At 43.3% G+C, this 23182-nt stretch carries 19 protein-coding genes; 8 read left to right on the forward strand and 11 right to left on the reverse strand.

Annotation, left to right across the window (positions count from 1 at the left end; all coding sequences use genetic code 11):
- The first annotated feature begins 60 nt into the window (after window positions 1-60).
- Together QZ371_RS09490 and QZ371_RS09495 are read left to right on the forward strand one after the other, a co-directional pair.
- A complete protein-coding gene (locus QZ371_RS09490; protein WP_295211939.1) occupies window positions 61-516 on the forward strand; it encodes a CBS domain-containing protein in 456 nt (151 codons plus the stop codon).
- An 86-nt stretch (window positions 517-602) separates the two neighbouring features.
- Window positions 603-1730: a serine hydrolase gene (locus tag QZ371_RS09495; protein WP_295211940.1), complete on the forward strand. Its 1128-nt coding sequence runs from the start codon at window positions 603-605 to the stop codon at window positions 1728-1730.
- A 255-nt stretch (window positions 1731-1985) separates the two neighbouring features.
- Here QZ371_RS09495 and QZ371_RS09500 read toward each other — a convergent pair whose 3' ends face one another.
- The 4 genes from QZ371_RS09500 to QZ371_RS09515 all read right to left on the reverse strand — a co-directional run bounded on the left by QZ371_RS09500 (window position 1986) and on the right by QZ371_RS09515 (window position 7409).
- A complete protein-coding gene (locus tag QZ371_RS09500; RefSeq protein ID WP_295211941.1) occupies window positions 1986-3668 on the reverse strand; it encodes a [FeFe] hydrogenase, group A in 1683 nt (560 codons plus the stop codon).
- Between the two features lie 8 nt (window positions 3669-3676).
- On the reverse strand, window positions 3677-5569 hold the full coding sequence (nuoF, locus tag QZ371_RS09505) for an NADH-quinone oxidoreductase subunit NuoF (RefSeq protein WP_295211943.1): 1893 nt from the start codon (window positions 5567-5569) through the stop codon (window positions 3677-3679).
- Between the two features lies 1 nt (window position 5570).
- A complete protein-coding gene (locus QZ371_RS09510) occupies window positions 5571-6056 on the reverse strand; it encodes an NAD(P)H-dependent oxidoreductase subunit E (RefSeq protein WP_295211944.1) in 486 nt (161 codons plus the stop codon).
- Between the two features lie 378 nt (window positions 6057-6434).
- Window positions 6435-7409: a biotin--[acetyl-CoA-carboxylase] ligase gene (locus tag QZ371_RS09515; RefSeq protein ID WP_295211945.1), complete on the reverse strand. Its 975-nt coding sequence runs from the start codon at window positions 7407-7409 to the stop codon at window positions 6435-6437.
- 290 nt (window positions 7410-7699) lie between these two features.
- Here QZ371_RS09515 and QZ371_RS09520 point away from each other — a divergent pair, with 290 nt between their 5' ends.
- The 6 genes from QZ371_RS09520 to QZ371_RS09545 all read left to right on the forward strand — a co-directional run bounded on the left by QZ371_RS09520 (window position 7700) and on the right by QZ371_RS09545 (window position 15054).
- Entirely contained in the window at window positions 7700-8662 is a 963-nt protein-coding gene (locus QZ371_RS09520; RefSeq protein WP_295211946.1) for a phospho-N-acetylmuramoyl-pentapeptide-transferase, read from the forward strand.
- Window positions 8663-8744: 82 nt separating this feature from the next.
- Window positions 8745-9824 (forward strand): lysylphosphatidylglycerol synthase transmembrane domain-containing protein, encoded by a 1080-nt coding sequence (locus tag QZ371_RS09525; RefSeq protein WP_295211947.1) that lies wholly within the window; start codon window positions 8745-8747, stop codon window positions 9822-9824.
- Window positions 9825-9840: 16 nt separating this feature from the next.
- Window positions 9841-10470: a CDP-alcohol phosphatidyltransferase family protein gene (locus tag QZ371_RS09530; RefSeq protein ID WP_295211948.1), complete on the forward strand. Its 630-nt coding sequence runs from the start codon at window positions 9841-9843 to the stop codon at window positions 10468-10470.
- A 78-nt stretch (window positions 10471-10548) separates the two neighbouring features.
- Window positions 10549-11424: a phosphatidylserine decarboxylase gene (locus QZ371_RS09535; protein ID WP_295211949.1), complete on the forward strand. Its 876-nt coding sequence runs from the start codon at window positions 10549-10551 to the stop codon at window positions 11422-11424.
- A 76-nt stretch (window positions 11425-11500) separates the two neighbouring features.
- Window positions 11501-13462, forward strand: coding sequence for a type I pullulanase (gene pulA / locus QZ371_RS09540; protein WP_295211951.1), 1962 nt, complete (start codon window positions 11501-11503; stop codon window positions 13460-13462).
- A gap of 173 nt (window positions 13463-13635) precedes the next feature.
- Window positions 13636-15054 carry an SGNH/GDSL hydrolase family protein gene (locus tag QZ371_RS09545; protein WP_295211952.1) on the forward strand — a complete coding sequence of 473 codons (1419 nt, stop codon included), beginning with the start codon at window positions 13636-13638 and terminating at the stop codon, window positions 15052-15054.
- Window positions 15055-15137: 83 nt separating this feature from the next.
- Here QZ371_RS09545 and QZ371_RS09550 read toward each other — a convergent pair whose 3' ends face one another.
- The 7 genes from QZ371_RS09550 to QZ371_RS09580 form a co-directional block, all read right to left on the reverse strand.
- On the reverse strand, window positions 15138-16844 hold the full coding sequence (locus tag QZ371_RS09550) for a recombinase family protein (RefSeq protein WP_295211953.1): 1707 nt from the start codon (window positions 16842-16844) through the stop codon (window positions 15138-15140).
- Window positions 16845-16999: 155 nt separating this feature from the next.
- Window positions 17000-17149, reverse strand: coding sequence for a hypothetical protein (locus QZ371_RS09555; protein ID WP_158455053.1), 150 nt, complete (start codon window positions 17147-17149; stop codon window positions 17000-17002).
- A gap of 651 nt (window positions 17150-17800) precedes the next feature.
- A complete protein-coding gene (locus QZ371_RS09560) occupies window positions 17801-18835 on the reverse strand; it encodes an AAA family ATPase (RefSeq protein WP_295211954.1) in 1035 nt (344 codons plus the stop codon).
- 411 nt (window positions 18836-19246) lie between these two features.
- The gene (locus QZ371_RS09565; RefSeq protein ID WP_118124755.1) at window positions 19247-19699 is read right to left on the reverse strand and encodes a hypothetical protein; all 453 of its coding nucleotides are present in this window, start codon (window positions 19697-19699) and stop codon (window positions 19247-19249) included.
- A 61-nt stretch (window positions 19700-19760) separates the two neighbouring features.
- The gene (locus QZ371_RS09570; RefSeq protein WP_366558727.1) at window positions 19761-21476 is read right to left on the reverse strand and encodes a DUF2079 domain-containing protein; all 1716 of its coding nucleotides are present in this window, start codon (window positions 21474-21476) and stop codon (window positions 19761-19763) included.
- A complete protein-coding gene (locus QZ371_RS09575) occupies window positions 21466-22689 on the reverse strand; it encodes a M56 family metallopeptidase (protein ID WP_366558728.1) in 1224 nt (407 codons plus the stop codon). The genes QZ371_RS09570 and QZ371_RS09575 overlap by 11 nt, the downstream gene beginning before the upstream one ends.
- On the reverse strand, window positions 22679-23071 hold the full coding sequence (locus QZ371_RS09580; protein WP_278944050.1) for a BlaI/MecI/CopY family transcriptional regulator: 393 nt from the start codon (window positions 23069-23071) through the stop codon (window positions 22679-22681). The genes QZ371_RS09575 and QZ371_RS09580 overlap by 11 nt, the downstream gene beginning before the upstream one ends.
- Window positions 23072-23182: the final 111 nt, after the last annotated feature.

A 23182-nucleotide genomic window follows, 5' to 3' on the forward strand; every position in this document is an offset into this window, starting at 1 on the left:
ACGCCATAGCACAGTTTATTGTTTATATGGTTATATAGGTTTATAAAGGACTCTTGAAAAATGAATATATTAAAGTTTTTGAAGCCGAAAGCTTGCGTTGATTACGTTTATGACGACAATACCGCAAGACAGGCTCTTGAAAAGATGAAAAACCACAGCTTTACCGCCGTGCCTGTTATCGACCGTGAGGGCAAGTACGTCAAGACCCTTGCAGAGGGCGACTTCTTGTGGTTTATGCTCAACAACGGCATTCAGAATATGCGTGAGCTGGAAGAGTATAAGATAAGCGAGATAACAAGACGTGTGAGAATGAAACCCGTCTATGTCTATTCCACTATCGAGGATCTTATCCTGCTTTCAATGGATCAGAACTTCGTGCCTGTTATCGACGACAGAGAAATGTTTATCGGTATCGTCACAAGGCGTGATATTCTCAAATATTGCCACAGCACTCTCAAAGATTATGATCAGGAATACGGCACGGAAGAGACCCGAGAGGAAGTAAGCGTAAATTGAGCCGACTAAGGCGTATACGTATTAATATATACAGACAGAAATAAAGATAGCTTTGGTGCGGCTTTCAGAAAGGAATTGTTGTAAAAATGAAGAGGAAAAACAGAAAGGGCGGCGCAGCGATCGTTGCGGTGCTTATAGTCATAATGCTGGTTGCGGTGGGTTCTGCGGCGCTTATCGTCACAGGAAGATACACCATTCAGGAAAGCAAGGTCTCGGACGCTGTTGTGAAGATCGACAGCACACCGGAGGACAGCTCTTCCGAAGATATGTCAGAGGTGGACGACCTTTCGTCAGTTGTTGAAGAGCCTGTTGACAACTATCCTGCAAAGGCTGCAAATTATCAGGATATCAGCCTTAAAAAGATGACAGCCAACACAGCCGTTCTTATCGACGCAGACACGAACGAGATCGTTGCTGGCTATAATTACGAAAAGAAAATTTACCCTGCTTCTCTTACAAAGATACTCACTCTGTTGGTCGCAGCCGAGAATATCGACGATATGAGCGCAACATACAAATTCACTTCCGATGATATCGACCCTCTTATCGAGGACAACGCTTCAAGAGCCGGTTTTGAAGCAGGCGAGACCGTTACGATGGAAGATCTGCTCTATTCAGCTATCCTTGTCAGCGGTGCAGACGGCACAACAGGCCTTGCAAATGCAGTTGCAGGCTCAGAGGAAAAGTTTGTTGAGCTTATGAACGCAAAGATCGCCGAGCTTGGTCTTACAGGCACGAGCTTTGTGAACGCAAGCGGACTTCACAACAAGAACCATTATTCAACAGCTCTTGACATTGCAGTTATCACAAAGGCGGCTCTCGAAAACGAGACTTGCCGCAAGGTGCTCACAACAACGAGCTACACAACTTCAAAAACAAAACAGCACGAGGACGGCATTGAGCTTACAAGCATTGTTGCACAGCGTACTGAGGGCTATTTCGTAGACTGCGACGGTGACGGAAACGCTGACGACGGAATTTCTATTCAGGGCGGTAAAACAGGCTTCACAGATGAGGCGCTTTACACCCTGTCAACTATCCTTGACGACAACGGCAAGACTTACATCTGCGTAACATCAAAGTCGAAAAATGAGTTACAGTCTGTTGAAGATCAGATTATGATCTATGAAAAGTACCTTGGCGACAGCGCAGCTTCCGACAAGGACAGCAAGGCTGACACGGACACTTCATCTGTTTCGGATGTTGAGGACTAATTAGAATAAAAATATTTTCGGCGGAAATGTTCGGCTTGTATGGCTGACATTTCCGCCTTTTTGCTGCAAAAAAACCTGCCCCCTTTTCGGAGACAGGTTGGATCGTTATGAGCATTTAGATCAAGTGGGACGTCGAGGACGCAAATTGTTGTGAGCCTTGTCGAACAACAACTTTCTCCTACAAGCCCTATTTGTGTAGGGGCGAACATCGTTCGCCCGTTTTTATGATCGTGCAAAAGTCGTATTTATACAGTTCTATTCTTTTACATAGCTGACGTGGAGAAGTTCGTGCTCTCTGCCTTTGAGGATAGTGCTGTAAAGTTCGTCCATAATTGGGTTCTCTTCCGAACGCTTTAGAGTGCAAAGCTTGTCGGCATTGTAAAGATTTACGCTGCGCTGCTTTTTCTCCTCGATCGTCGCCTTTGGCTGACCTGCGCCGCCTATGCAGCCGTTTGGACACGCCATAACTTCGATAAGATCAAAATGCTCGCCTGCTTTCATTCTGTTCATTATGACTTCAACATTGCGCAGACCATTGACAACGCAGACCTTGATAGCCTTGTCGCCAAGGGGAACTTCAAGCTCCTTTATGCCCTCGAAGCCTCTTACGCCCTCGAATGCAAGATTGCGCAGGGAAGCAAGCGACTTGTCCGTGGAAACTCTTCTGATAACAGCTTCCGTTACGCCGCCTGTTACGCCGAATATCACGCCTGCGCCTGTCATTGTACCGAATGGCATATCAACGGCTTCCGGCTCGATCTCATTGAACACGATACCAGTTTCCTTTATCATCATTATAAGCTCCTGCGTTGTGATGACAAAATCCACCAGTGGCTTGCCGTTTTCGTCCTTGAATTCGTCCCTTGCGGCCTCGCCCTTTTTGGCTGTGCAAGGCATAATCGCAACGGAAAGTATCTTCTTGCCCGTGTCTTTGAACTTCTCGTGGATAACGGAAGCGAACATCTGCATTGGCGAACGGCAGGTGGAAATGTTCGGCAAAATCTCGGGATACTCATTCTCTGCATATTTTATCCAAGCAGGACAGCAGGAAGTGAACAGCGGAAGCTTTCCGCCGTTTTCAAGCCTTTCAGCAAATTCTTTTGACTCTTCCATAACGGTAAGGTCGGCGGCAGTAGAGGTGTCAAAAATATAGTTGAAGCCAATTCTCCTAAGTGCTGCAACTATCTTGCCCATAACGTTTTCGCCGTTGTAGCCGAACTCTTTTGCAACCGCAACTCTCACCGCTGGGGCTATCTGAGCCACGGCGATAGTGTTTTCATCGTTGAGCTCTTTCCAAAGCCTGTGGCTGTCGTTTTTTATTACTATCGCACCTGTCGGACAGACCGCAGCGCATTGTCCGCAGCCAACGCAGGTGGACTCGCCGATAGGCTTGTCAAATGCGCAGGCAACTTTCATCTTTGAACCTCTGTAAGCAAAGTCGATAGCGCCGACATTTTGAACTTCGTTGCAAACTCTCACGCAATCGCCGCAGAGGATACACTTGTTTGCGTCTCTTGTAATGCAGACTGACGAGTCGTCAAGGCAGGGCTTTGACTTGGGGTTCTCAAAACGAACCCTGTGAATGTCAAATCTCGCCGCAAGCTCCTGCAATTTGCACTTGCCGTTTTTATCGCAGGTGGTACATTCGCCGCAATGGTTTGAAAGCAGCAGCTCAAGTATCATCTTGCGATATTTTCTGAGCCTTGGTGTGTTTGTGTATATCTCCATTCCGTTTCTTGGGGGAGTTGAGCAGGCAGCTTCCATTCCGCCCCACTTGTTTTCCACCATACACATTCTGCAAGCGCCGTATACCGAAAGTTCGGAATAATAGCAGAATGTCGGCAGCTCAATGCCTGCCTTTCTGATAAGCTCAAGCAGATTTTTTTCGCCGTTTATCGCAACGGGGATATTATCAATTATCATAAACTCTTTATTCATAGCTAAAATTAAACCTCCTTGACAGCTTTGAAATGGCAGTTGGAGATACAAGCTCCGCACTTTATGCACTTTGAGGTGTCGATCTTGAACGGCTTTTTGATCTCGCCGCTGATCGCACCAACAGGACAGACTCTCGAGCACTTTGAACAGCCCTTGCATATCTCAGGGTCGATCTGATATGTCACAAGCTTCTTGCAGTTGCCCGCAGGACACTTCTTGTCCTTGATGTGAGCTTCGTATTCCTCACGGAAGTTCTTTATGGTGGAAACAACAGGGAACGCAGCCGTCTTTCCGAGACCGCAAAGCGCCGTTGAAGATATTGTGTCCGCAAGCTCGAGAAGCAGCTCGATATCACCCTCTTGTCCGTTGCCGTTTACGATACGCTCGAGGATCTCAAGCATACGCTTTGTGCCTTCACGGCAAGGCACGCACTTTCCGCAGGATTCGTTCTGAGTGAAGTTCATAAAGAACCTTGCAACTTCCACCATACAAGACTTATCGTCCATTACAACAAGTCCGCCAGAACCGATCATTGCGCCGACCTTTTTCAGCGAATCGAAATCAAGCTGTATATCGAGATTTGGCGTAACAAGACAGCCGCCCGACGGACCGCCGATCTGAACGGCTTTGAACTGTCCGTCTCCTCTCATACCGCCGCCGATATCGAATATTACCTTTCTGAGAGAAGTTCCCATCGGCACTTCGATAAGGCCTGTGTTGGAGATATTTCCCGTCAGAGCAAATGCTTTCGTTCCAGGTGAGTTCTCAGGACCAATGCTTCTGAACCACTTTGCGCCGTTGTTTATTATAACAGGAACGTTCGCCAGCGTCTCAACATTGTTGAGGACAGTCGGCTCGTTGAAAAGTCCGTGCTCGACAGTTCTCGGCGGCTTAACTCTCGGCATACCACGCTTGCCCTCGATAGAAGCCGTCAGCGCTGAACCCTCGCCGCAGACAAATGCGCCTGCGCCACGATTGATATGTATTCTGAATGAAAAATCCGTTCCAAGGATATTGTCGCCCAGCAGACCGAACTGTTCAGCCTGTGCGATAGCGCCTTTAAGACGTGAAACAGCCAGCGGATATTCTGCACGAACGTAGATATAGCCCTCTTTTGCGCCCGTTGCGATGCCGGCGATCATCATACCTTCGAGAAGTCTGTGCGGGTCGCCCTCCATAATGGAACGATCCATAAATGCGCCAGGGTCGCCCTCGTCGCCGTTGCAGACTATGTACTTTGTGGGGCTCTTCTGCTTTGCAACGCTCGTCCACTTTCTGCCAAGAGGGAAGCCTCCGCCGCCACGTCCTCTAAGGTTTGACTCGGTCATCTCGTTGAGGATATCCTCTGCCGACATATCGAGCAAAGCCTTTTCAAAAGCTCTGTATCCGCCGATAGCAAGATATTCCTTTATAGAAGTGGCGTCAATGTGTCCGCAATGTTCAAGGACGATACGCTGCTGCATTTTATAGAACGGTATCTCCGATTGCTGGCGATAGATCTCGCCGTTTTTCTTATAGCAAAGTCTTTCAACACATTCGCCGCCGCAAATGGTCTTTTCGACTATTTCGTCAACGTCGTCAAGCTTAACCTTTGTGTAAAGCCAGCCCTCAGGCTCTATCCTCACCAGCGGACCCATTTCGCAGAAGCCGTGACAACCGCTGCGCTTTACGCCAACAGCACCTTGGTGCACATCATCATCGTGGGGCTCGTCAGCAAGGGCGACAACGCACTCTATCCCCTTGGCGGAAATGGTGTCGATAAGCTTCTGATAGATATTCAGCGAACCGCCTGCAACGCAGCCTGTTCCTGCGCAGACAAGGACTTTTCTCGCTTGCTTGTCAACAAGTCTGCCGTATTGCTCACGGGCGGAGTCAAGGTCGTATTTCGTTTTCAGCAGCATATTATTCAGCCTCCTTTTCTCTCAGCTCTTTGAGCAGAGCCGCAGCCTTGTCGGGGTTCATCTCGGGGTGAACGACATCGTTTACAGTCATAACAGGGGCAAGTCCGCAAGCGCCAAGGCAGGACACCGTCTCAACGGAAAACATCAGATCGTCCGTTGTGGTCTTTGTCTCGCTTAGCCCAAGCTCGCCTCTGAGATATTCCAGTATCGGGATAGATTTTCTGACGTGGCAGGCTGTGCCATCGCAGCACTTGATAACATATTTTCCCTTTGGTTCGAGAGAAAAGTTCTCGTAAAAGGTCGCAACGCTGTAAATTCTTGCCTCACCCATACCAAGCTTTTTCGCAAGGTAGGGGAAAAGCTCCGCAGGAAGATAGTGGTATATCTCCTGAATATCCTGCAAGATCGCAATTACGGCAGTTTTTTCGTGTTCTTTAAGAATTTCATCAATAGGCGAATAGTCAAATTCTTTTGTTGTATTTGTCATAACGCTTCCTCCATAATAATTGACTTGGGTCGATCGACCCAATATCTTTATTTGTCTATTTGTCACAAAAAATATTGTTAAATACACAAATTAAGTCAACAATAAAGACATACTGTCAACTATAATTATATATCATATGACGCATAATGAATAATGTTTTTATTTACATACGTCATATATAATAGGAATAAGTTTTGACTAACTCGTCATATTTAACGTGTGGAGAAACCTTAAATTGTATAAATTGCATATAAAAACAGCTCCTTTTTCAAGAAGCTGTCAGTTGCGATATATTAAGTTTACAAATATAATTATTAAAAACAACGTCTGTATGTTTGATTAGACTTACCTAACATATCAAAGACTATATGGCGGCTATCACGCTTTGCGAATACTTATCTCGCCAGAGGAAATATATTCCTCTCTGCCGTCCTCATATCTGACGTGGAGCTTGCAGTCCTCGTCGGCGCCAAGCATAATGGCAGGGGTCTTTTCCTCACCTCTGATAATGTTGATCTTCTCGCCAACCCACAAAAGCCTTTTTCTGTATTCGGGATAGAAGCTGTTTTCGGAGAAGCTTTCGTAAAGGCGCATAAAGTTGTTTATTATCTCTGCGGCGATCCTGTTTCGCATATCGCTCTTGCGCTCCTCAAACACCGCACCTGCGATGTCTCTGATCGCCTCGGGGAAGCCGCCGTCGGGCTCGTAAGCGTTCACACCAATGCCTAGCACGGCATAATCAAGTCCGCCGCTTTCCATACTGAAAGAAGCTTCCGTGAGGATACCGCAAATTTTTCTGCCGTTAATGTAAATGTCGTTGACCCATTTGATGTCGGGCTTGAGGTCGCTGACGCTTTCAACGGCAAGGGCTACCGATACCGCCGCAGCGGTGGTTATCTTGACAGCGTCCTGCGCCGCCATATTCGGGCGGAGAAGTATGCTCAGATAAAGTCCCGAATCTGAGGGCGAGAAAAATGACCTTCCAAGCCTTCCACGGCCTTGTGTCTGCGCACCTGCGATAATGACCTTGCCCTCGGAGGCACCTTGATTTGCGCAGTCTTTAAGCAGCAGATTTGTTGAAGTGACTTCCTTGTAGACTTCTATATCCATATCCTTCCTTTCGGGAACAAGATATTTTTTCACGCCGGCAAGGGAAAGGATATCGGTGTTTTCGTCAAGGGAATAGCCCTTGTTCGTCACCGCAGAGATAGGATAGCCCTGCTCCTGCAAAACTTTGACAGCCTTCCATATCGCACCACGGGTGCAGCCCAGCGAGTCCGCAAGCTGTTCCCCTGATAAAAAATCGCCCCTGTTTGCGTCTAATATATCAAGAACTTTGTCTTTGACAGCCATAAAAATGCCTCCTGCTATGAATTTTGCATTATATCATTGCCTTGATCGTCTTAATTATACTTAATTATAACACAAATAGGCGCTTTATTCAAGCATTGGTGTAAATTTTGGCGTGCAAAGGGCACATTTTCTGCATTTTTGCAATGTTATACAAAAGATTGTGCAAAATGACGGATAATAATATTTGCATTTTCAAACTGTTTGTTGTATAATATAATAGTATATGTGTATGTATGCGTATGTCGATATGTATAGATATGTATGAATTGAAACTGAAAAGGACGATGACGATGTTTTATAACCTTTTGGCTAAAACCGATAATATGGCGTTAATGCTGCTTATCCCGCTGCTTTGCAGCTTTTTGATAGCGTTTTTAAGCTTGAAGTATTTCAAGCGTATCCTCCCGAAAGACCAGGGAAGAGCTTTCGCTGTAAACGGAGCACTTTCCGAGGGCAAACCTCGTGGCGCAGGACTTATTTTCATAACTTCATTTACCCTGTGTGCGGCGCTTTTCTATCCTCTCAGCGTTGAGAACGTGATATACCTTGCCCTTGTTTATGCCGCAATGCTCAGCGGATATTTTGACGACGCTGCCGAAACGCCTTGGGGCAACCTCAAAAAGGGTCTTATCGACCTTGTTATCTCCCTTGGTACGGCGTTTACATATTATTTCAGCAACGGCTCAGAGGTCAAACTTTACATAACAGGCTCAGTTTTCACTATCCCTGCGCCTATATTTATCATTCTTGCCGGCGTGCTGGTATGGACGGCAATAAATGTAACAAACTGCACCGACGGTGTGGACGGGCTGTGCGGCTCGCTGGTTATGACAGTCCTGCTGCCACTTGCTCTTATGGTATCGAGAGGCGGCTTCAGTGAAATGCTTCTGCCGATGATAATGTTCGTTACTCTTGCGGCATATCTGTGGTTCAACTGCTCACCTAGCCAGATCCTTATGGGCGACGCAGGCTCGAGAGCGCTGGGCGTTTTCCTTGCAATAATGTTCCTCAAGACCGCTGCGCCTTTTGCATTTATCCCCCTTGCTATCATTATTATTCTGGACGGCGGACTGGGACTTCTCAAGCTTTCGTTCAGACGTTTCCTTAAAATAAAGAACTTTATGGAGGGCATTAGAACCCCTCTTCACGACCACGCAAGAAAAAACAAAGGTTGGTCGGATACTCAGGTCGTAATAAGATTTACTCTTATTCAGATCATTGTTAATTTGTGCTATGTGTCATTTCTGCTGTAACTTGTAACGTATAAGTCGGCAGATGTCGGCTTATCACAAAAACAAACCAAAACAAAAGAACAAAAGAATTTCAAAGTCGGAGATGATGAAGATCAAAAAAAATCTGAAATATGTGCTGAACGTGCTTTTTATCGCACTTATCGGCTGGCTTACCGTGAGGTTGCTTTTCAAGGGCGAGGAATTTTCCGATATAATCAAAGACCTGCACCTTGCGAAAAAAAGCTGGCTTGCATTGGGCACCGTGTTCGTGTTCTGCTATGTGGCAGGGGAGTCGGTGATAATAAAGTATATGCTCAGGCTTTTCGACGTCAAGACGCCTTTCCACCGATGTCTGAAATATTCCTTCATAGGCTTCTTTTTCAGCTGCATAACCCCGTCCGCTTCGGGCGGTCAGCCTGCGCAGATGTACTATATGAAAAAGGACGATATCAAAATAGGCTTCTCCACCCTTATAATGCTGATGATAACAATTGCGTTCAAGGGCGTGCAGGTGCTTGTGGGCGTGATATTCCTGCTGTTTAATTACAGCTTTGTAAAGGTTCATATCGGGCGGCTGTGGTGGCTGCTGCTTGTGGGCTTTCTGCTCAATATCGCCTATATCGTGGGACTTGTGTTCATATTCTTTAAACCCCTTTGGGCAAGAAAAATGGGCATAAAGTTTATAAACTTCCTCACAAGGTTAAAGATTTTAAAGCAGAAAAACAACGAGAAATACATCAACAAGCTAAAGCGTATCTGTGATAATTACATCGTCGGTGCGGAGTACATAAAAAACAACGTCCATACTGTGGTGAACATTTTCGCTATCACCCTTGTGCAGAGAATGTTCCTGCTTTCGGTGACGTGGATAGTCTATAGGTCATACGGCCTCAGCAGTACGGGATATATCGGTATCGTGGCGTTGCAAACTATGATAGGCATTGCGGTGGAAATGCTACCGCTGCCGGGTGCGGCAGGCGTAACAGAGGGCTGCTTTACTTATATGTTTATGGACATTTTCAGCAAGGATCTTGTAAAGCCTGCAATGCTCCTCAGCAGAGGACTGAGCTTTTACTTCCTGCTGTTTATGAGTGCGGCCGTAACGTTCGTTGCACATTTTATGGTAATGAGAAAAGACAAGAAAAACGGCATTGAAGCCGAAGATATGAAAGAACCAAAATAAAAAAGAGGATATAAAAATGATAGGATTTTACAATTATTCGGTAATACTTACATACATAGGACTTATCTCATCGGTGTTCGGAATCACGCAGATAATCGAGGGACACGAGTCTATCGCATTTCTCTGCCTGCTCCTTTCGGGCATATGCGACCTTTTCGACGGCAAGATCGCAAGAAGTATGAAAAACAGAACTGAGCACGAAAAGGTGTTCGGTATCCAGATCGACTCACTTTGCGACCTTGTATGCTTCGGCGTTTTCCCATCCGTGATGGGCTATCACTACGTTTCAGTTTATCCGCTGAGACTTATCGCAAGCATTATGATCGTCCTCGGCGCCGTTATCAGACTTGGCTACTTCAACGTTATGGAAGAGGAGCGTCAGAGAACGACCACCGAGAACCGCAAGGAATATCAGGGACTTCCTGTAACGACTGTGGCAATTATCCTGCCGCTGCTGTTTATGGGCAAGCACAATATCCCAAGGGACGTTTTCCCATACGTTTTCCACGGCTTTATGATACTTATTTCAATACTCTTCGTGCTGAAAATAAACGTCAAGAAGCTTTCGATGAAGGGCGTGCTGATACTTTTCACTATCGGCGCAATAATCTTCCTCGGCTATCTTAAAATGCAGCATATAATTTAAGTCGGCTGACGGACAAATCCAAAATCAGAATTTAATGGGCGAATAATAATTTTGTCATTAGCGAAGGGAGTATGTGTTATGAGGTATCGTGACAGACAGGGAAGAGAGTATGAGCAAACAACATCGCAGGATAAGTTTCTTGCAGCAGCCTATGGCTCTGCAATGGGCAGAGCGCTGATGAAATTTCTCGGCTGCCCGATATTCTCAAGGTGCGCAAGAGTAATACTTGACAGCAAGTTCTCTGTGCCATTCATCTTTAACTTTGCGGAAAATAACGGCATTGATATGTTCGATTACGAGGACAGGATGTATCGCTCCTTCAACGACTTTTTTACAAGAAAAATAAAGCCCGGCAGACGTTTTGTCACAAAGGACAAAAATATGCTTGTTAGCCCTTCCGACGGAAAGGTAACGGCTTATGAGATAAAAGGCTCTGATACCTTTATTATAAAGAACGCAGTCTATAACGTGGCTTCTGTGCTGAGAGACAGCAAGCTTGCTAAGCGCTATGAGGGCGGATATGCGGTAATAATCAGACTTTCTGTGGACGATTACCACCGCTATTGCTACTGCGCAGACGGCGTGAAGAGCCATAACAGAAAGATAAGCGGTATCTTGCATACTGTCAACCCCGTTGTGAACAGGTATCTGCCTGTATATAAGGAAAATTCAAGAGAGTATTGCCTTATCAGAACGGAGAATTTCGGCGATATCGTGCAAATGGAAGTGGGCGCTCTTATGGTGGGCAAGATAACTAATCTTGAGACAGCAGGCGGCGTAAAGGTCACAAAGGGCGAGGGAAAGGGCTATTTCGAGTTCGGCGGCTCAACTATTTTGCTGCTTCTCGAAAAGGACAAGGTAAAGCTCGCTCCCGACCTTATAAAGAATACCAAAGAGGGCTTTGAAACAAAGCTTTTGCAGGGTTCTATCATCGGCGAGAGCATTAATGGCTAATTAAAATATTGTAAATGTGTGGAATATAGAAGGCAGGAAACAGGAAGTAAAAAATAATCAGCAAGGGGCTTTTTGAATGTACAGACTGAATTACGAACAGTTCGACAGGGACAATCAATATATCGGCGGCGATCTCGGTGCGGTGATAAGAGACGGCAAGACAGTTTTCAAGACCTGGTCGCCCCTTGCAACGGGCGTTTATCTGAATTTGTACCTTGACGGCGAGGGCAAGAGCAAGCTTGAATCGCTGCCAATGGAAAAGATCGATCACGGCGTTTGGTATGTTGAGCTGCTTCGTGAGCTTGACGGCGTGTTCTATACCTACACATTTGAGTTCGATCACAAGGTCAAAAAGGAAACTATCGACATCTATGCCAAAGCCTGCGGCGTGAACGGCAACGTGGGTGCGGTGGTAGATTTCAGAACTACCGACCCTGAGGGCTGGGACAAGGTCAAAAAGCCAAAGTGCGCAAATGCCTGCGACGCTGTGGTTTACGAATGTCACGTCAGAGACTTTTCCGCCGACCCAACTTCTGGGATAGTGCCCGAAAACAGAGGAAAATATATCGCCTTTGCAAAGGAAGGCACAAGCTATGACGGCACGGCCACCTGCCTTGCTCACCTTAAAGAGCTTGGCGTTACCCACGTTCACCTGCTGCCTGTGGAAGATTATGCCACGGTCGATGAGAGCAAGCCGTACCTCAACCAGTATAACTGGGGCTATGACCCTAAGAATTTCAACTGCCTTGAGGGCTCCTATTCAACGAACCCATATGACCCCAAATGCAGGATAAGAGAGTTCAAGGAACTTGTTATGGCGCTGCACAAAAATGGTATCGGCGTTGTAATGGACGTGGTATACAATCACACTTATTATACAGAAGAATCAGCGTTTGAGAAGTCTTTCCCTTATTATTATCATAGGATAAGGAATGACGGCTCATTCTCAAATGGTTCGGGCTGCGGAAACGAAACGGCTTCAAACCATATTATGATGAGAAAATTTATGATAGATTCGCTGAAATTCTGGGCGACTGAATATAAGATCGACGGCTTTAGATTTGATCTTATGGCGCTCCACGATATCGAAACTGTGAATATCATAAGAGATGAGCTCAATAAGATCGACCCGCAGATATTGATGTACGGCGAGGGCTGGACAGGCGGTGAATCGCCATTGCCTGCGGACAGGCTTGCCTATAAATGGAACTCATATCAGTTCGGCAGAGTTGGACTTTTCAACGATAATATCAGAGATTCTATCAAGGGCGGAACTTTCAATCCATACGACAAGGGCTATATAAGCGGCAATAGGAATGCAGCTTCAACTCTTCGCCGTGGAATCGTCGGCTCTGTGCCGCACTATCAGATAAACGACGCAAAGGAAGCTTGCTGGGCGTTCGAGCCGACGCAGGCGGTGAATTACTGCGAGGCTCACGACAACAACACCCTTTGGGACAAGCTTTGCATTTCCGCAAAGAACGATTCCGAGGAAGTAAGGATAAAAATGGACAAGCTTGCGGCTGCTATCGTGATACTTTCGCAGGGTATGCCATTTATCCAGCTTGGACAGGATTTTCTTCGCACAAAGCCGAGGATACTCAAGGAGGGTGAAACTCCTGATGATGTGAACATTTTCTCTCACGACAGCTACAACGCCCCTGACTTCACGAACGCTATCAAGTGGGACAGAAAGAAAAAATACAAGGAAGTTTTTGAGTATTACAAGGCGCTGATACGCCTTAGAAAGGGAAGCCCGCTTTTCAGAATGAGCACAAAGGAAGACGTCAACGCTCATCTGCATTTCCTTCATCACGACGATTGGAACTGCATAAGCTGGAAGCTTGAGAAGGACGGGGAGTGTTATGTTATCGCACTCAACCCCTACTATGAATCAAGGCACTTCGGTCTTCCCGCGGGCAGATATTATGTGCGGCTTGACAATATGGGCAAGATGAACAAATTCCCTGTAACAGGCGGCTTTGACTGTCCGCCGCTGTCTGCTGTTGTCTATAAGCGTATCAAGGACAGAAAATAGCGATTTGATCGTTTATTTAACATTTGATATTATGTATGTTAAATAAATATTCATACAATTTGTGGCGTGTTAATGTATAATTAAATTATCTGATTGGAAAATATTAAATCGGCGGACGGAAAAATAGACACAAAAATTGCCGATACAAAGAAATCAAACAATGGAGGATCATTATGAAGAAATTTTTAGCAGGACTTTGCTCTGCTGCCATCGCAGCAAGCTGCCTCGGCGTAACAGTAATGGCTGACACCGAGACTTCGGACAAGCTCACCTCATATGAGGCAACAAGCGACAATGTAAAGCTTATCGGCCGTACGTACAGAAAGGGCGACAGCACTATTCTCGGTTATTCCGCAAGCGGTATCGAATTCAAGTGTACAGGCACAAAGGCTGTTTTCAATCTTAACGGCGAGGCTGGTGCGGTAAGGATCGGCGTTTTCGTTAACGGCAAGCTTGCGAAGCAGGGCTACATAAAGAATAAGAAAACAAACGCAGTTGAGGTCGATCTCCCAGAGGGCGAGAGCACAGTTAAGCTCATAAAGCTTTCCGAGGGTGCACAGAGCGTTGTTGCAGTTGAGAGCTTTGAAGTTGACGGAGTTCCACAGCCAACAGCGGCTGCAAAGCATTCTATCGAGTTCATCGGCGACTCTATCACCTGCGGTTATGGTGTTGACGACCCACTTGGCAAGAGCTTCTCTATCTACAACGAGAATGCGGCTAAGACATACGCATATAAGACAGCAAGAAATTTCGACGCTGATTACAGCTTTGTATCTGTCAGCGGCGCAGGAATAATTTCGGGCTACACAGGTTCAGCTGAAAAGAACGATCAGCTTCTTGTTCCCGATTTCTATGACAAGTTCTGCTTCACTTGGAGCTGGCTCGGCGGCGAGGAAGTTGCGAAGTATGACTGGGATTTCTCACAGTATCAGCCTGAGCTTATCGTAATAAATCTTGGCACAAACGACAATTCATACACAAAGGGCGACGCTGACAAGTGCGCAGAGTATGAAAAAGGCTATGTAAATTTCCTCAAGCAGGTAAGAGAGAAGAACCCTGACGCTGAGATCCTTTGCACTCTTGGCATTATGGGTCAGGAGCTTTACCCTTCCGTTGCAAACGCGGTTGATGCTTACACGACTGAAACAGGCGACAGCAAGGTATCAGTTTTCGAGTTCAGTAATCAGGACAGCGAAAATAACGGCTATGCAGTTGACTATCACCCATCTGCCGTTTCACACAAGACAGCAGCAGCTGAGCTTTCATATGCTATCGAGGGCATTTACGGCTGGGAGAGAGTTGAGCCTGAGGACGACGGCGTTGACGCAATGACAAAGGATGATGACGAAGAGTTCAGCAGCATTGTTGAAGATTCATCATCACAGGCTGAGGAAAGCGAAGCAAGCGAGCCAACATCTGAGGCTGAGAGCTCCACAGCAGACAGCAGCTCAGCGGCAGCTTCTGAGGCAACATCATCAAAGGCAGCGGCAAATTCCAGCACGACCAACCCTAACACAAATGCGGCAATGGGTGTCGCTATCGGACTTGCAGCACTTGCAGGCGCAGCTATCGTTTGCACAAAGAGAAAGTAATTTCATTTTGATGAAGTAAAATTGAGATAAAAAGGCAAAAGCCCCGAGGGAATATCCTTGGGGCTTTTGTTTTGGTGTGCTTATTAGCTGTTTGAATTGCCTGCTGTCTTGTAAGCGTCGATCATCTTCTTGCTGGTGAGTCCAGAACGCCGAGCATATCTTTCTCCGTTCCTAATGTATGTCATCGGCTCTGATTCACCTGTCAGAAGTTTAATTTCCAGTTTCATTGTGTTCTTATTTATTGGAACTACACTTATACGGTCTATGACTGCCTTTGCCATTTCGTCGACTTGTTCCTTGTTCATTGGTAGGCTAGGATCATACATTTCACGGAAGTATTTTTCAATCCGCTTTATAGCTTTTGCATAACTATTGTCGTTTTCGCTTTTCTTTTCGATAAATCTTATCTGATGTTCTATTCCTTTTATTAGTTCGCTGCTCTCGGTATTACGTTTTGTAAATTCTGATTTTGTGATAAGCTCCTCAATATAAAGCTCCAGCAGTTTATCACGCTTTTTATTTTCCTTTTCCAGTGTTGCTTTCAGGCCGCTTACCTGCCGCATTGCCTCGGCAGAGCGGTCTGATTCTTTGTATATACGCAGGAATGTTTCAACATAATCCTCGAGGTTTTCAACAATATCTTTGAAAAATCCAGATAGTATTTTATAAAGTTCTGATTCCATTATTGCAAATGAAGCACAGCTTTTTGCACCTTCTTTCTTTTTTTCTGAGCATATCCATTGATATATTGGCTGACCTTTTGATACGCTGTTTGAATAGCTTGTACGCCAGTATGGCTTATCATGAGCGGCACACCATATCTTGCCTGTGAAAACACTTGTGTCTTTAAATGAGTGTTCACGGCTTTTTATGGCAGCACTTCTTGTTTCAAATATTCTGTTGCACTTGTTCCATATTTCCTCAGATACTATGGCAGGTACGACTTCGCCTGTTTCGTCTTTGTACATCACCCATTCTTCTTTGGGTAAAAAACGCTGTTCTTTTGTGCGGTAGTCAACTATTCTTACTTTGTTACCACAGTAAAATCCTTTATATTTTGGGTTTTGTATAATGCCTGAAACGGTGTTGTGATGTATCCTTGTACCATTGCGTCCACGGTAGCCCTTATCATATAGTATTCGTTCTATCTTTCTGACGCTCATATCACCAGTAGAGTAAAGGTCAAATATCATTCTTACCATTTCTGCTTCAGGTTCGTTTATGACAAGTTTACAGTCATCTTTATCATAGCCGAATATACGATTGTTGCCCATAACATTTCCGCTTTCTATTGAACGCTTGTGACCCCAACGAACACGTTCAGAAAGCTTCCTGACTTCATCAGCGGCGATGCTTGACATTATAGTAAGACGCATTTCGCTGTCAGAATCAATGGTACAAATGTTATCATTTTGGAAGAATACCCCTACCCCTGCTCGGAGAAGATCACGGGTATAGGTAAGGCTGTCGATAGTATTTCTTGCGAAACGGCTGACTTCTTTTGTAAGTACAAGGTCAAACCTTCCTGCTTTTCCATCTTCGATCATTTTCATAAATTCAGCACGGTTTTCAGCGTGTTCTCCTCTGACCCTGTCAACATACCCCTCAATGTAATTCCAATTTGGGTTTGACTTTATCATCTCTGTAAAGAAGTTTATCTGATTTTCAATAGAGTTTTCCTGTTCATCACGGGTCGTTGATACTCGTGCATAAAATGTAACATTGATTTCAAGATCAAAAATTGTTTTCCGCTCACGTTTCATAAGGTCAGCGGCTGCATAAATATCCATTAAAATTCTCCTTTCGTCAAAGCCTTGACTGATTGTTTTGACTTTGATTTTGTTTAGTTAATATGATTATACCATGCCGACAGCACAGGGTCAATGGCACGGAATAACTTACCTGTGGCAATATGTAGCAATGCCTTTCGGCACTGCATTTGCGGTCATGCCGCCAGTCTTTCGATCATCATTATCATTCTGTTGTACTTTTTGATGTCGATCTCGCCGCTGTTGAGCAGCAGCTTAGTCCAAGCAGCCAGGGTTTTCTTCTTCATTTCCAGCTTGGAATAGGGACTTTTCGGATTTTTACTCAATAGACATCTCTCCTTTTCCATTTGCATCAGTAATATTTTCTCACACTCATCAAAAATTATCCATTTGTTTTTCACTGTTTTTCCAGTCAATGATATCACAAAAACTTTGAAATAGTAATCACCAACTGCAACAAAAAACTTGCTTGATTTTATTGCATTTATACCTTTCGACGCCGACACGATAGCACGCATTTACGCTGTTTCAGCCTGATTTTAGCGGTGTGCGACCTCTGAATTATCAAGGACCTGTTTTTACGACCCCATTGACTTCTCGACCTTGTCGTATCTCGCAAACTGCGTATTTACGACACTTTTGCGGCGAGCTTTGCTCGTTCGCTGTGAGCGTATCGGGGGCTTTGACCCCGATACTTTAACTTGCAATGAAATATTATGCGTTTCCTTATCTCTTGTAAAAGTCATTTTTTCTCACCATAAGCTAAACTTTCTCATCTGTATTGTCACTGTTTTCAACGCATCGCCCACATCGGCTCACAAATCGCTTGTATGTGGTTTTGGTGAGTTTCTGCTAAACTTACCCGACTGATTTTTTTAGCCCACAAATCGCCCCACGTTCGCTGATTTGGGTTGACAGTAAACATTGATTTAACTTTTTACTGTCACACTCTGTGAATTAAGATTTTACAAGGTTTTTCAGACTTTTTGAATCAGCTTGTTGACAGTAACTTCGCTAGTGTTTTTACTGTCACTGCTGTCACGCTCACGGTCGTAATGAAGAATTATCAGCCTGCCGTTTCTAGTTCGCTTGTACTGAAAATCTATCCCGTACTTTCTGAGTGTGTAGCCGTTCTGAACCAGATCTCTTGTAACTCTATTCGGATAGAATTGTTCTTGCGTGACTTCTTTTAGTTCGCTTACAAGTTCAGACGCCATACCTGAAAACGAAATGTGCTTTTTTAGATAAACATACAACGCTGCAAGAAAAATGTTGTCTTTGGTTTTGCTTGTGGACAACTCATCTGTAACTATCCACTTTTTCAAGTCACTATCGAAATGCAAACTTATTTCTGCGTTTTCAATATCACGTCCTACACAATAGAGTTTTGCATTACGGCTTCCACGTTTTGTTTCGATCAGAACCATACTGCCGTCAACACAACCGCTGATTCCTGTACTTCCTGAGATCATATTAAACGGGTCCGTATCCTTGCATTTTCTTGTATGATGTACAACTATTATTGCGATTTCAAGCTTGTCAGCAAGTGCTTTTAGCACAGAGAGCTCTTTGTAATCTGAACCATAGCTTGAATCAGTATCGCTGCGAACCATTTGCAGAGTGTCAATGAACACAATTTTTAGACCGCAATGTTCAATTTTAAAACTTTCGATTTGTTCTTCAAGTCCGTTGCCGATAGATTCAGACATAACAGAGAAGTACAAATTTTCAGTTGGCACATCAGTTATTTCATACAAGCGATTTTGAATACGAACGTAGCTATCCTCTAAACACAAATACAATGCCGTGCCCTGCAATGTTTTCTGACCTAAAACACTTTCTCCTTTTGATATTGACAAGCACATATCAAGTGCCAACCAAGATTTGCCGACCTTTGGTGCTCCTGCTAAGATATACAAACCTTGTGCGATCAAGCCGTCTATAACGAACTCTATTGGCTTGTACACAGTTGTCATTATTTCTTCGCAGGATCGAGTGATGAGTTTTTTCACGCTACCAGACCTCCTATTCTGTTTTCAAGTTTCTGTTATTGTCACTCAACATAGCGAAATTTATATTCAAAACAAAAAGCTCGCAAAGACTTTTAAAATCTTTACGAGCCTATATTATTCTCCATTCTTATGGTATCGCATTTTAATACGTTTGTCAATAGTCATGGTCCATTTTCATTGTTTTGCACAGGAGATTTGATTTTGACACGGGGGTAAGATGTGCGTTTTCGCCGTCGCACTGTGAGATACCCCCTATGTCAAAACGTTATTAATTTAACAGAAGTGAATTTTTAGAGAACTTTTGCCTTAATAAAAGTTCAGTCGCAAGTTACCCTTTGGGGCTTCTTGCGACTGATGTTATGTGTCATAGTTGCAACTCAAATTTTATTTGAACTTTTAAATGGTCAACCTTTAAAATGAAACGGTTGTTTTTGTAACCGTTATGGTTTTGGCAGTCATATTTGAAATGAAGAATTTGTAATTTCCGCCTTTGGTTATTTTCATTGTGCAAGTATAAACATACCCATCACCGCTTGAATTCGCTTTAACGGTATGTGATTTTTGAACATATGTTGAACCCTGATAATAACCACAGTTTACATTAGATTCTTTAGTTTTCATATAAAATTTAAGTGTAACTGTAGTATTAGCGGCAATTGCCCATCCATTATCACCAGAAGCAAAGCCCATTGTGACTCCTTGGTCAATTTTACAAGAACCAAATGTTGCAGTACTTCTTAAGTATGGATTGATAATCATTTCATTGCTGACAGGTGGAATAACTGTTTCATCATCTGCGTAACAAATTGTAGCAAAGCTAAAAATCATACACAGAGAAAGCAATAGGGAAACAATTTTTTTCATTGCAAAACAACCTCCTTTCTAAAAAAATTATATATTATTAGGCCTTAATAATATTCTTAATTTAATAATTTAATAATACAGTAACCATCCCGTGAACTTCACAAATGGAAAAAGTCTTTTTGTATTTCTCAAGCTTTCCTTGATAATCATTTTTGCGGTTGTCAAGAAGTATTATTTCAGCTTTTGAAACATCAGCATTATCCAAAAGATATACATTATCAAATTTGTAAAGCGACGGTATTATATATGTGTCTGCATATATGCAGACGGTTTTGTCTATGGTGTCGATAAATTCGTTAGTCTGCGTTATAAGTGCGGTGTTTTCATATCGTTCGGTGTATAACTGTATTTTATCACTAACTGTAACCGAGAAAAGTATGACCGCTGACATTGCGGATATAAGTAATACCTTTCGTTTCTGCTTTAATGTTGATACCTCTTTAACAAAAGCACAGAAAAGCATTGCTCCGCTTCCGAAAACGTATTGGTAATCTACATTATATTGATATGTGTAGTCTGTGCTGAGGTTAACGATTATCAGCGGAACGAGCAAAAACAGATCTGACGCTTTGTTTATTTTAAAGCAAACAAAAATAAAAGGCACTGTCATCAACAGCAGGAAAAGCAGTTTATCTACTGTTATCAGATTTGACACAAAATATGCCGGGTTCTTTATGACGTTTAAGATCACCGCAATAAGTCCGCTGTCGTTTTCGGCCAAGTAAATGTCATATCGGTTTACTTTTACACCCTCGCCAAAAATGTTTATGTATAAATTTGTGCCAATAAAGCCAAGTATGCCAATTATAGTGATAAGTAAACCGCTGGTCTTTTTCTTTTTGGAAAACAAGGAATACAGACCTAGGCAAATGATGTATACCCCTGCGTCCTCTTTGACTGAGAGTATAAGCAGACACGCTGCAACTTCACCAATGTGATTTTTCTTGCACATAAAATAATACAGCCACAATATAAATGCAGGCAAAAACATATTCTCGTGGATATCAAAAAACTGAGAACTGCAAAATGCAGGGTAGAAAAGATATATTATGCTGCACAAAACGGTGTCAGTTCTGCCGAGCTTGTAAAGCCTGCATATTTTTATCAGCGGCAATACTCCGCTTGCAATGATAAGCACTTGCAATATGACTAAAACAACCGAGTTTCTAAATATCATATATATTGGCAGTAGCAAATACCAGCAGGGTGAGAAATGCACATTGAAATGTGACATAAGCACATTTCGTTCGACCGTGGTGTATTGCTTGCCCGTTTTACTCATATATTCAAACATTTGCAGAAAAATTCCCATATCAAAGCACGATGATTCATAGCTTTTTAGTCTGCATACGGTGCCGATCATCAATATTGTTACTGATATCACCGTGAACAACAGAACTGAAATTATCTCCGTTTTTCGGCATTTTAATATTTCAGTTTCCTTTATATCAGCAAACCTAAATATTATTATAGCCAAAACAGCAATGCAGGCAAAGCCGAAATATGCTGTGGTATTGGTCATTTTCCATATTGATATCAACGAATAAGCAAATATCAATCCTGTCAAAAGCAAATTTAAATTAACTCTTTTGAAAACAGTTATAAGGCAAAGTGTTGCTGAAAATGCGATGGTGGGAATGACTAATTGCAGCAGCGAAATGTTCGATACATAATACTTTGAGATAGGATTGGCGTCGCTGATAAGCATGGTATACAAACAGCCAAGAATATATCCGCATAAAATACACGAGAGGAGGTTTTGTTTGTTACTGAACATTGACGTCAAACTCCGAAAGGGTTATTTTATATGCAGAGTAATTTTTTAAATAAAAAGTGTGGTCGCCGTCTTTGTCTGCGGTAAAAGTTACTTTACTGCCAATGGTCTTGTCACAGAAAATCCTGTGCTCTGTTCCGTTCTGATAGTAACCAAGCTCAACATATTCTCCATTTTTGTCAGAGTAAACAGAGGATAGATCAAGTGCTATTTTTATGTCTATGTTTTGACCTGCATTGGCGTGCACAGGCTCTTTTGTTACCTCTTCTCCATTATTAAATGTAAATGTCGAACTTGAATTATCGTCACCGATATTAATGTCAACAAAAGAGCAGAGAATAAGCGTGCTCAAAGTTATGGCAACAAGTATAATGACATTTGCGTATGATATCTTTTTCCTTGCAGTTATCTCGTTTATCCTTGTTTTCACCTTTTCTTTCTGCGAATACAAACAAGCTGAAAACGCCGTATCCTGCTTATTTTCACAGCCGTTTATCAGCATACCGCAGTAATTATATTTCTCATCATCATTTATCACCTTGACAACTTTCTCGTCGCAAGCTATTTCAGACAGCAAGTTCATACTGTTTGAAAGCTTGTATGCAAGCGGGTCAAACCAATTAATTATACAAATGATCTGCATTACTGCCCTTATGAAGATATCGTGATCAAGATAGTGAAATTTTTCGTGCATACACACCACATTATAATTCTCAGGAGCAATATTATCAGGAAGAATTATCACGGGGGCGATTATACCCATAAGCATAGGACTTGAAATACCTGGACACTTTTTCACCTTCAGACTTTTATTGCCGAATTTGTATACTCCGTTGTCTGTCGCCCAGCGGTCAACAAAGTGCTTTAATGTGAAGTATTTGTAAAGGCAGACAAAGCTGTTGAAAGCTACACCAATACACCAGACCGCAACAAGAAAAGGCATTATCTTCTTGACAGCTGGAATATGCTGCGTTTCTGTAAAAATGTATTTTTGTACGTAAATATTCTGAACTACGTCAGCGGTGACAGCCTGGTGAGGAATAAGAGTGGCCAGGTCTAAGGGGAATATTATCAGCAGTGACAACGCCGAGCACACCTTATAGAACAATGATTTTTGACGCTTTTTACCCATGGCTAAAAATATTTTACAGCAAAGATACAGGCACACTATCAGTACGTTGCTCCGTATAAAATATGTAAATAAATTATTTATCATTATTTCTGTCCTTTACTTCTTCAAGAAAACGTATCAGCTCATCGATATCCTGACTGCTTAGCTTATCAGTTTCGTATAGATTTGTAACAAGGCTTGAAAGTGAGTTGTTATGGACCGAGCCAAAGAAATTTTCCGTTTCAAATTTCAGATAATCCGATTGGGATACCAGCGAATAATACTGACGCTCCTTGCCTGTTTTCTCGGTCCTTAAAAAGCCCTTTTCAATAAGGCGTTTAAGAAAGGAAATGAGCGTTGGAAGTTTCCAGTTATGGTCGCTCATTTTTTCTGCTATCTGAGAACTGGTGACAGGCTCGCTCATGCTCCAAATAGTTTTCATTATCTCAAATTCTGCGTCGGGAAGTCTTTTTATATTGTTCTTCATGATGCACCTCCATGTTAGACGTTTGTCTATGATGATATTATACACTTGTCTAAGATGCAAGTCAAGTTATGTTGTGATGATTTTACAATTATTTAATATTTTCGACAATGC

The organism is Ruminococcus sp., from assembly GCF_019423705.1.
Lineage (GTDB): Bacteria > Bacillota > Clostridia > Oscillospirales > Ruminococcaceae > Hominimerdicola.